This window comes from Paenibacillus ihuae, assembly GCF_001368795.1.
In the GTDB taxonomy this organism is placed as follows: Bacteria; Bacillota; Bacilli; order Paenibacillales; family Paenibacillaceae; genus Paenibacillus_AQ; species Paenibacillus_AQ ihuae.
Window position 1 is genome coordinate 94,979 of record NZ_LN831200.1, and the last position, 2,408, is coordinate 97,386.

General features: G+C 54.3%; 2 protein-coding genes. Both read right to left on the reverse strand.

Features of this window, described 5'->3' with window-relative positions; genetic code table 11:
- Window positions 1-1,520: ATP-dependent protease LonB (gene lonB, locus AQR02_RS23020; protein ID WP_245237693.1), on the reverse strand; the 1,520-nt coding region annotated here is incomplete at its 3' end.
- 234 nt (window positions 1,521-1,754) lie between these two features.
- The gene (locus tag AQR02_RS23025) at window positions 1,755-2,408 is read right to left on the reverse strand and encodes a DUF559 domain-containing protein (protein ID WP_054942757.1); all 654 of its coding nucleotides are present in this window, start codon (window positions 2,406-2,408) and stop codon (window positions 1,755-1,757) included.

Sequence of the window (2,408 nt, forward strand, 5' to 3'; positions counted from 1 at the left end):
TTGTCCTTAGGAATGAGCACGGTTGTCGCGCCGGCCTGGAAGGCTGCCTCGACCTTGGCGATCACGCCGCCGACAGGCTTCACCCGGCCGTGAATGCCGATCTCCCCGGTGATAGCTACGGTGTTGTCCACTGGCAGGTGGCGGATCGCGGAGACAATGGCTACTGCCATGGCAACCCCGGCAGAGGGGCCGTCGATGGGCGTGCCGCCGGGGAAGTTCACATGGATGTCATAGCGGTCCGGCTCCAGGTTCATCATCCGCAGAACGGTCAGTACATTCTCAACCGACCCCTTAGCCATGCTCTTGCGGCGAATCGTCCGCGAACCGCCGCGGGTCTCCTCTTCATCAACAACGCCGGTGACATTCAGCCGGCCCTGGCCGTTCTGCGCAGGCGCTGCGGATACTTCGATCTCCAGCAACGTGCCCATGCCCGGGCCATAGACCGCCAGCCCATTGACCAGCCCGATCTGCGGGGCTGTCGGGATTTTGCGTTCTGTACGCAGCGGCAGCTGGCTGCTGCCGGCTACCCACTCCACTTCCGCTGCACTCAAGGTATCGCGCTGTTCCGTCAGTGCGAGCCCCGCAGCAAGCTGGATCATGTTCACGGCTTCCCGGCCGTTCGTGGCATACTGCTGTACCACTGTCACGGCTTCCGGGCTGGGCTTCAGGCCAATCTTCTGAATGGCATCCCGGGCAATAACGGCAATCTCATCAGGCAGCAGCGGACGGAAATAAATCTCCATGCAGCGTGAACGAAGTGCAGGTGATATTTCCTCGGGCGAACGCGTAGTGGCTCCAACCAGCCGGAAATCAGCCGGCAGGCCATTTTGAAAGATATCATGGATATAAGCAGGCGTATTGCTATCCTCGGAGTTATAGTAGGCACTCTCCAGCAGCACTTTCCGGTCTTCCAGCACCTTTAGCAGCTTGTTCATCTGAATCGGATGAAGCTCTCCGATCTCATCCAGAAACAATATTCCGCCATGTGCCTTCGTCACTGCTCCCGGCTTCGGCTGCGGTACGCCAGCCACACCCATTGCTCCTGCTCCCTGGTATATCGGGTCATGCACAGAGCCGATCAGCGGATCGGCAATCCCGCGTTCATCAAAGCGTGCTGTAGTCGCATCTATTTCAGTAAACTTGGCATCACTTTTAAAAGGAGAAAGTGAATTCTTCTTGGCTTCCTCCATCACAACACGGGCCGCTGCCGTCTTGCCGACACCCGGCGGTCCGTAGATGATCACATGCTGGGGATTCGCGCTGCACAGCGCGGCCTTCAAGGCACGCAGCCCGTCTTTTTGCCCGACGATATCGCTAATGGAGGCCGGCCGTGTCTTTTCCGAGAGCGGCTTCGTGAGAGAGATCATCCGCATTTTCCGCAGCTTGTCCAGCTCCTTGCGAGATTCCCGGTCCACCGCCGTCTTATTCGTCTTCTGCCCCCGCAGCAGATTCCAAAAATAAACGCCGATAACCAGTGCGAAAAAGAGCTGCACGATCATCAGCAATATTCCTAATTGCATAGGTCACCCTCCTGTTTCATTCAGTCTATCTGTCCTGCCCTTTTGGCTGCTACTAGGTAGTATAGCCGTTTCGGTCATTCATAAACGCTCCGGGGCAGGAATAATGACAGATTGGCCTAAACTTGAATAGAAACTGGGGATAAGCCCGTTGACCATTCGACAAGGCGGGACAGGGAGAGGCAGTAAGCAAGGACAGTAGCGTGAACATACCATTCAGGGAATTACGATTGCCCCTTAGTCCCAGTAGCTAAGAACATTACGAGCGAGCTCATACCTTACCTTTCGGATCCCCTCGCCACGTTTTACCGGATTCAGCCAGCCTTTTTCACATAGCTTGTATAATAGTTGCCGCGCCGTCTTAGCATCGATTGAAAAATAATCAGAAACATCCTGTGGACGTACGGATCCGGACTGACGCATGACAAAACGCATGATTTCTCTTTCTCCAAGCAGTAACTTTTCAACCGGAACAACCGCTGCCATATATCTGCTGAGAACCATACGGAGCAAAGTTATGCACAATTCTGGACGTTGCTCCACATCATCATAGGCAAAGGAAATCACTTGGTAGCCCATAGCACACAGAAAAGTTTCCCGATTTAGTTCATTGCTATACCTCTGTCTATCCATATCCTTAACATGTGCTGTGTAGCCTTTGATCTCCAGCAGCAGCCTGATTGTTCCCGGCAAAAAAGCAAAGTCAGCAAAATAGGAGCGGCCACGCCAGTCCAGAACCTCATACTCAGGATGAAGATCACAGAAATCACCACGCAGCGGCCACCACACATTCTGAAGAAATAACGCTTCGGCGTGCCGGTGACCTCTCTCCAGTCTCCCCTTGCGTTCTCCGGTTCTGGCATCCAGATGATACTGAATAAACTCATCGAT